This window comes from Streptomyces sp. LMG1-1-1.1 (genome assembly GCF_040815545.1).
In the GTDB taxonomy this organism is placed as follows: Bacteria; Actinomycetota; Actinomycetes; order Streptomycetales; family Streptomycetaceae; genus Streptomyces.
This window is the reverse complement of sequence record NZ_JBFPNH010000037.1, coordinates 82,138-90,331: the sequence shown is the minus strand read 5'-3', so window position 1 is coordinate 90,331 and position 8,194 is coordinate 82,138. Positions and strand designations below refer to the sequence as shown.

At 73.2% G+C, this 8,194-nt stretch carries 6 protein-coding genes; 5 read left to right on the top strand and 1 reads right to left on the bottom strand.

The annotated features are described in order from the left end of the window. Nucleotides 1-127: 127 nt before the first annotated feature. The 3 genes from MRBLMG1_RS22195 (at nucleotide 128) to MRBLMG1_RS22185 (ending at nucleotide 2,889) form a co-directional block, all read left to right on the top strand. A complete protein-coding gene (locus MRBLMG1_RS22195) occupies nucleotides 128-1,342 on the top strand; it encodes an SUKH-4 family immunity protein (RefSeq protein ID WP_414721625.1) in 1,215 nt (404 codons plus the stop codon). Nucleotides 1,343-1,459: 117 nt separating this feature from the next. After that, nucleotides 1,460-2,506, top strand: a complete 1,047-nt coding sequence (locus MRBLMG1_RS22190; RefSeq protein WP_367825845.1) for a cellulose-binding protein — start codon at nucleotides 1,460-1,462, stop codon at nucleotides 2,504-2,506. Nucleotides 2,507-2,517: 11 nt separating this feature from the next. Continuing rightward, nucleotides 2,518-2,889, top strand: a complete 372-nt coding sequence (locus MRBLMG1_RS22185; protein WP_367825844.1) for a VOC family protein — start codon at nucleotides 2,518-2,520, stop codon at nucleotides 2,887-2,889. 56 nt (nucleotides 2,890-2,945) lie between these two features. Here MRBLMG1_RS22185 and MRBLMG1_RS22180 read toward each other — a convergent pair whose 3' ends face one another. Beyond that, complete coding sequence (locus MRBLMG1_RS22180) at nucleotides 2,946-4,514, bottom strand: MFS transporter (protein ID WP_367825843.1); 1,569 nt, start codon at nucleotides 4,512-4,514, stop codon at nucleotides 2,946-2,948. Nucleotides 4,515-4,698: 184 nt separating this feature from the next. Here MRBLMG1_RS22180 and MRBLMG1_RS22175 point away from each other — a divergent pair, with 184 nt between their 5' ends. Further along, nucleotides 4,699-5,487, top strand: a complete 789-nt coding sequence (locus tag MRBLMG1_RS22175; RefSeq protein WP_367825842.1) for an ABC transporter ATP-binding protein — start codon at nucleotides 4,699-4,701, stop codon at nucleotides 5,485-5,487. Next, nucleotides 5,484-8,057, top strand: coding sequence for an ABC transporter permease (locus MRBLMG1_RS22170; RefSeq protein ID WP_367825841.1), 2,574 nt, complete (start codon nucleotides 5,484-5,486; stop codon nucleotides 8,055-8,057). Before MRBLMG1_RS22175 ends, MRBLMG1_RS22170 begins: the two co-directional genes overlap by 4 nt. Nucleotides 8,058-8,194: the final 137 nt, after the last annotated feature.

Below are 8,194 nucleotides of genomic sequence, written 5' to 3'. Positions count from 1 at the left end.
GCACGCCCTGCCGGGACACCGCGCGCTGGTCGAAGCGGAGGATGCCGGGACCGAACGCCCCGGCCAGCTCCTGCGCGATGCCCTCCGGCGGGATCGGCGGCGTCGGCTGCACCACCACGCCGCGACGATGCTGGCGCACCCGAACCAGGGCGGCCCCGGCGCGCCCCCGCCGCCCCCGCCGCCGCCGGGCGTGCCCGGTACGCCGCCGGGCGGTATCGCGCACGCCGCGACGATGCTGGCGCACCCCGGTCCGGCCGGTCCGGGCGTCCCGCCCCCGCCCGCTCCGGCGCCGCCGGTGCACGGCGGGCACACGCCGCCGCCCGCGGCCGGTCCCGTACCCCCCGCGTACGGCTATCCGCAGCCGACGGGACAGCCGACGGTGGGTCCGGGCTACCAGGCGGTGCTGCGGTACCGGGCGCCCGACGGTTCCGAGGCGCAGATCATCCGGCGTTCGGCGCCGGGCACCCCGCACCCCGAGTGGCAGATCCTGCACGAGCTGCGCGCGATGAACGTGCCGCCGCAGCAGGTGCTCGAACTGCACACGGAGCTGGAGTCCTGTGAGCTGCCCGGCGGTTACTGCGCGCGGATGATCCGGGAGACGTGGCCGCAGGCGCGGATCACCAGCATCGCCCCGTACGGCCGCGATCACGCGGGCCGGCAGCAGGGCATGCGGCAACTCCTGACCCATCAGGGCGAGTTGCACCAGGTCGCGGACGGCCCGGCGCGGCCCGCGCCGGTGCGGGTGCCGCTGCCGCAGGTGCAGCCGACGCCGCCGATCCCGCCGGAGGGCATCGCGCAGGAGCTGGCCGGGGCGTTCGGTCCCGGCATCCTCCGCTTCGACCAGCGCGCGGTGTCCCGGCAGGGCGTGCCCGAGCTGGTGGCGCGGACGCTGGTGTGGGCGGGTCTGCCGGCCGACTTCGGTCCGTTCTTCTGGGCGCAGCCGGCCGTGCCGGTGGTGCCGACGCTCGCGGAGCTCGCGGCGCAGCGTCAGGTGCAGCCCGCGTCGGACGCCAGCTCGTACCTGGTGCTCGGTTCGGACTTCGGCCGGGCGATCTGCGTCCAGTACGGCACCGCGCACATCGTGGCGGTCCCGGTGGAGGCCGGACCCGGCGGGCAGCCGGTGCCGCCGCAGTTCGTGAACACCGGACTGCCCGAGTTCACCCGCTCCCTGGCGCTGCTCGGCCGCATGTGGCGGCTGCGCTTCGGGCTCAACCCCGAGCAGGCGGGCCGCTGGACCGTCGACTTCCAGGCGCAGTTGGCGATGCTCGACCCGCAGGCGCTGTCGTCCCCGGAGAACTGGTGGTCGGTGCTCCTGGAGCAGATGTGGGACGGCCTCCTGTAGCCACCGGCAGGCGGAATGTGACGAAAGGCGCTCGACGTGCATGCACGTTCGGCGCCTTTTGTCCGTTCTGATGGCGCATCCTTGACGTTTGAGGCCATAAGGGAAGGGGCGTCAGGGATGGGGTTCGCTGTCGGACGAGGCCGGGGATACCGCCCCGAACAGGTCGACCGGTACGTCGCCGCACTCTCCGAGGAACGCGACGGATCCTGGGAACGGGCGGCGCGGCTCACCGTGCTCGCCAAGGAGATGGAGGCCGAGGCCGCCCGGCTGCGCGCCGTCGTCGAGGCCCTCGCACCCCAGCGCTACGAGTCCCTCGGCGAGCGGGCCCGCGCGATACTGGAGATGGCCGAGCAGGAGGACGAGGCCCTCGTCCGCGCCGCCGAAGCCGAGGCCCAGGCCCTCGCGGAAGCCGCAGAGGCCGCCGGCGCCGAGGCCGCCGAAGCCGCCCGGGCCTACGCCGAAGACGTCCGCACCGCCGCCGAGACCGCCGCCGGGGCGACCCTGGAAGCCGCCCGCGAACAGGCCGCCGAACTGGCCTCCGACGCCCACCGCGACACCGGCGAACAGCGCGCCGCGGCCCACGGGGCCTTCGAGGAGACCCGGCGGCGCACCACCGAACTCCTCGCCGCCCAGCGCGCCGAGCAGACCGCCGTACGCGACGACGCCGACCGGGAGGCCGAGGCCCGCGCCACCGACCTCGACGCCCGCCACGACGCGCTCGTCACCGCCGCCGAAGCACGGCTCGCCGAGGCCCGGCGCGCCCTCGCCGAGACCGAGGAGCAGGCCCGCCACGGCCAGGAGGACGCCGAAGCCCGCGCGGAGGAACTCCTCGCCGAAGCCCGGATGAAGGCCGAGCGCGTCGACCGCGAGACCGAACGCGTCGTCCGCGAACACGACGAGGCCCGCGACGAGATCCACTCCCACATGGAACACATCCGCACCTCCCTCGCCGCCCTCACCGGCCGAGCCGCCGCCCCCGACGAGGAACCGGCCGACGAAGGCGACGGCGACGAGGGACAGGCCGACGAAGGCGGCAGCGACGAGGGACCGGCCAGCGAAGGCGGCAGCGACGGGGAACAGGCCGGCGAAGGCGGCAGCGACAGGGAACAGGCCGACGAAGGCGACGACTTGACGGGCTCGGAAGGCCCCGAACGCACCCCGTAGGCTCCCCGCCCATGCTCATGAAACTGACGGCCGTCACCCTCGACTGCGCCGACCCCATGGCCCTCGCCACCTTCTACCACCGCGCCACCGGCCTCCCCCTCGCCGACCGCTCCGACGACGACTTCGCCGGCCTCCGCGGCGCCGACGGCCTCTTCCTCGGCTTCCAGCGCGTCGACGACTACCGCCCCCCGACCTGGCCCGGCCAGGACACCCCTCAGCAACTCCACCTCGACTTCGACGTCCCCGACCTCGACGAGGCCACCACCCGACTCGTCGCATGGGGCGCCACCCTCGCCCCCGACCAGCCCCGCCCCGACCTGTGGCGCGTCCTCCTCGACCCGGCGGGCCACCCCTTCTGCCTCACGATCCCGCGCCCCGCGTGACCCGCCCCGTCCCCTGAGCCCGGGACGAGGACGGCGTTCCGCGGACGCGTCCGCTCTCACTCCGCGCCGCGCCGCTCCCCTTCCTCCGCGAGGACGGGGAAGCGGCGCGGCGCCAGGGTGAGGAGGACGAGGAGGGCGAGCGCGGCGGCACCGGCGGCGCCGAGGTAGACGTAGTCGACGGCGGCGTCGACGGCGCGGCGGAGGTGGTCGGTGGCCTCGGCGGTGAGGGAGGCGGGGGCCGCGAGGGCGCGGGCGAGGGTGTCGAGGTCGCCGGCGGCGCCGAGCCGGGAGGCGAGGACGGAGTTGGCGAGGGCGCCGAAGACGGCGGCGCCGACGCTCTGGCCGACCTGGCGGCAGAAGAGGACGGAGGCGGTGGTGGTGCCGCGTTCCTCGTAGGGGACGGTCGACTGGACGCCGACGATCAGGGGGAGCTGGAAGAGGCCGAGCGCGGCGCCGAGCAGCAGCATGAGGAGGGCGGGCTGCCACGGTGCGCCGGGGAACGGCAGGAGGGGGAAGGCGAGCAGGACGAGGAGGGCGCAGGAGATGCCGAGGATCGCGGTGAGGCGGAAGCCGATCCGGGTGTAGACGCGGTTGGAGAACGCGGCGGAGACGGGCCAGCTCAGGGTCATCACGGAGAGGACGAACCCGGCGGCGATCGGCCCGAGACCCAGGACGGACTGGGCGTACGTGGGCAGGAAGACGGTCGGGGCGACCATGAGCAGCCCGAGGGCCCCGAGGGCGAGGTTGACGGCGGATATCGTGCGGCGCCGCCACACCCAGCCGGGGATGATCGGCTCGGCGGCGCGCCGCTCGACGGCGACGGTCACGCCGGCGAGGACGGCGGCTCCGCCGAGGAGGCCGAGGGAGGGCGCGGAGAGCCAGGGCCACGCGACGCCGCCCTGGACCAGCGCGGTGAGCAGCAGCGCCCCGGTGGCGAAGATGGCGAGCGCCCCCGCCCAGTCGATCCGCACCCGTGCGCGGGCGGCGGTGCGGGCGGGTTCGACGAGGTTGCGGCCGATCAGCCAGAGGGCGAGCAGCCCCACCGGCAGGTTGACGAGGAAGATCCAGCGCCAGTCCGCGTACCCGGCGAGGAGGCCGCCCGCCGCCGGTCCCGCGACGGAGGACGCGGCCCACACGGAGGACAGCTTCGCCTGGATCTTGGGGCGTTCCTTCAGCGGGTACAGATCGGCGGCGATCGTCTGGATCGTTCCCTGGAGCGCGCCGCCGCCGAAGCCCTGCACGACCCGGAACGCGATCAGCGACGCCATGTTCCACGCCGCCGCGCACAGCAGCGACCCGATGACGAACAGGACGACCCCGGCGATGAGCACCGGCTTCCGCCCGAAGGTGTCGCTGAGCTTCCCGTACACCGGCAGCGTCACGGTCACCGCCAGCAGGTATCCGGAGAACAGCCACGAGAACACGGCCAGTCCGCCGAGGTCGCCCACGATCTGCGGCACCGCCGTGGACACGATCGTCCCGTCGATCGCCGCCAGCCCCATCGTGATCATCAGCGCCGCCACGACGGGGCCCCGGCGCGCGGGAGCGGGGGAGGGCGAGGGGGACGCGGGCGCCGGATCGGCCCCGGCCCGGGTCGTCGACGGTTCCGTCACCGCGCGCACCATTCCTTTCTTCGTACACCTAAATGTTCGGGGACAGGGTCTCACTAGGACCACAGGTGGAGGAACCCCTAGGGGCCCCTCCCCCATAGGGGCCAGGGGTCGTTCGTACCGGCGGATGAGGTGGAGGGGGGTACGGGGTTCTTAACTGGGACTTACAAAGCAAGCCAACCGCTTCGAGGAGAGAACCGTGACTTCGGCTGTGACCATCCCCAGGCACGGGGGTACTGGAGGGCGTACGGCCGTCGCTGCGCGGGCGCGGCAGGTCGTGAAGGCGTACGGATCGGGGGAGACCCGGGTCGTGGCGCTGGATTCCGTGGACGTGGACATCGCGCGGGGGCAGTTCACCGCGATCATGGGGCCGTCGGGCTCGGGCAAGTCGACGCTGATGCACTGCCTCGCGGGGCTCGACACCGTGACCAGTGGGCAGATCTTCCTCGACGAGACCGAGATCACCGGCCTGAAGGACAAGAAGCTGACGCGGCTTCGGAGGGACCGGATCGGGTTCATCTTCCAGGCGTTCAACCTGCTGCCGACGCTGAGCGCGATCGAGAACATCACGCTGCCGATGGACATCGCGGGGCGGAAGCCCGACGCGGAGTGGCTGCGGCGCGTGGTGGACACGGTGGGCCTGTCCGACCGGCTGAAGCACCGGCCGAACGAGCTGTCCGGCGGCCAGCAGCAGCGGGTCGCGGTGGCCCGTGCGCTCGCGGCGCGGCCGGAGATCATCTTCGGGGACGAGCCGACCGGAAACCTGGACTCGCGGGCGGGCGCAGAGGTGCTCGGCTTCCTGCGGACGTCGGTGGACGAGCTCGGGCAGACCATCGTGATGGTGACGCACGACCCGGTGGCCGCCTCGTACGCGGACCGGGTGCTGTACCTGGCGGACGGGCGGATCGTGGACGAGATGGAGCGGCCGACGGCCGACGCCGTGCTCGACCGGATGAAGGACTTCGACGCGCGCGGGCGGACGTCATGAGCGTCCTCAAGACCTCGCTGCGCAACTTCTTCGCGCACAAGGGCCGGATGGCGCTCTCGGCCGTCGCCGTGCTGCTCTCCGTCGCGTTCGTCAGCGGCACGCTGGTTTTCTCGGACACGATGAACACGACGTTCGACAAGCTCTTCGCGGTGACGGCCTCCGACGTCACCGTCAGCCCGAAGAACGCGGCGGGCAACGACGAGACCCCGCAGACCGGCCGCCCGGAGGCCCTGCCCGCCTCGCTCGTCGAGCAGGTGCGCAAGGCGGAGGGCGTACAGGCCGCCCAGGGCTCGGTCGCGTCCACCAGCGTCACGGTCGTCGACGGGCGGAACAAGAACGTCGGTCCCACCGGCGGCGCGCCGACCATCGCGGTCAACTGGACGCCGAACGAGCTGCGTTCGGTGGAGCTCGTCTCCGGCCACGAGCCGCGCGGCCCGACCGACGTGGTCGTCGACGGCGCGACCGCCGAGAAGCACCACCTGAAGATCGGCGACACGCTGCGGACCATCGCCGTGACCGGCGACCTCACCGCGAAGATCTCCGGCATCGTCGACTTCAAGGTCACCAACCCGGGCGCCACGGTCGTCTACTTCGACACGGCCACCGCGCAGCGCGGACTGCTCGGCAAGGAAGGCCTGTTCACCCAGATCACCGCCGACGCGAAGCCGGGCGTCGGCGACGACGCCCTGAAGGCGGACATCGCCGCCGCGATCGGCGACGGCTACAAGCTGCAGACCGCCGCCGAGACCGCCGACGCGGGCCGCGAGGACGTCGCCGGCTTCCTCGACGTCATGAAGTACGCGATGCTCGGCTTCGCCGGGATCGCCTTCCTCGTCGGCATCTTCCTCATCGTCAACACCTTCTCGATGCTGGTCGCCCAGCGCACCCGCGAGATCGGCCTGATGCGGGCCATCGGGTCGAGCCGCAGGCAGGTGAACCGTTCCGTCCTCGTCGAGGCCGTGCTGCTCGGCGTCGTTGGCTCGGTCGCCGGAGTGGCGGCGGGCGTCGGTCTCGCCGTCGGCCTGATGAAGCTGATGTCCGCGGTCGGCATGGAGCTCTCCACCCGCGACCTCACCGTGAAGTGGACGACCCCGGTCGTGGGCCTGGTCCTCGGCATCGTCGTCACCGTCCTCGCCGCGTACATCCCGGCCCGCCGGGCCGGCAAGGTCTCCCCGATGGCGGCCCTCCGCGACGCGGGCACTCCCGCCGACGGGAAGGCCGGCTGGGTCCGCGCCGGGCTCGGGCTCGCCCTCACGGCCGCCGGAGCGGCGGCGCTGTGGACGGCGACCCGCGCGGCGGAGGCCGGCCCCGGCTCCCTGTGGCTCGGTCTCGGCGTGGTCCTTTCCCTGCTGGGCTTCGTCGTCATCGGCCCGCTCCTCGCGGGCGGTGTGGTCCGCGCCCTCGGCGTCGTCGTCCTGCGGGTCTTCGGCCCCGTCGGCCGGATGGCCGAACGCAACGCGCTGCGCAACCCGCGGCGCACCGGCGCCACGGGCGCCGCCCTGATGATCGGCCTCGCGCTGGTCGCCTGCCTCTCGGTGGTCGGCTCCTCGATGGTGGCCTCGGCCACCGAGGAACTGGACCGGTCCGTCGGCGCCGACTTCATCGTGCAGTCCGGCACCGGGCAGCCGATCGTGCCGCAGGCGCAGGAGGCCCTGGAGAAGGTCCCGGCCCTGGACCACGTGACCGAGTACCGGTGGGTCGACGCCAAGGTCACCGACCCGAGCGGCAAGGTCTCCACGGCCGACATGGCCGCCACCGACCCGACGTACATGAAGGACCTGCGTCGCGAGACCACCGCCGGCACGCTGGCGGACGCCTACGGCAAGGGCGCGATGTCCGTCGGCAGCGACTACGCGACCGAGCACGGCGTGAAGGTCGGCGACGTCCTGACCGTCGCGTTCAAGGGCGGCGAGACGGCGAAGCTGAAGGTCGCGGCGATCACCGCGGACACCGGCCAGGTCGACAAGGGGGCGATGTACGTGAACGTCGCCACGCTCGCCGAGCACGTCCCCGCCGACCGGATGCCGCGCAGCCTGCTCCTGCTCGCCAGCGCGAAGGACGGCCAGGAGACCCAGGCCTACCAGGCAGTCAAGGACGCGCTGGCGCCCTACCCGCAGTACAAGGCCAGCAACCAGGCCGACTACAAGGAGGACCTCAAGGACCAGGTCGGCCAGCTGCTCAACATCGTGTACGGGCTCCTCGCCCTGGCGATCGTCGTCGCCGTCCTCGGCGTCGTGAACACCCTCGCCCTCTCGGTGGTCGAGCGGACCCGCGAGATCGGCCTCATGCGGGCCATCGGCCTCTCCCGCCGCCAGCTGCGCCGCATGATCCGGCTGGAGTCGGTGGTCATCGCCCTCTTCGGCGCCCTCCTCGGCCTCGGCCTGGGCATGGGCTGGGGCACGGCCGCCCAGAAGCTCCTCGCCCTGGAGGGCCTGGGGGTCCTGGACATCCCGTGGCCGACCATCCTCACCGTGTTCGTGGGCTCGGCCTTCGTGGGCCTCTTCGCGGCCCTCGTGCCGGCCTTCCGGGCCGGCCGGATGAACGTCCTGAACGCGATCGCGAGCGAGTAGAGGCACCGACCCGAAGCGGTACGGCCCCGGTGGAGCTCCACCGGGGCCGCCCGTGTTTCGGAAGCGACTGTCGGTGCACCGTCGTACGCTGGACACCCCGGCCCGTACGACGTGTCGGGCTGTTCGTGTTGCCCGCC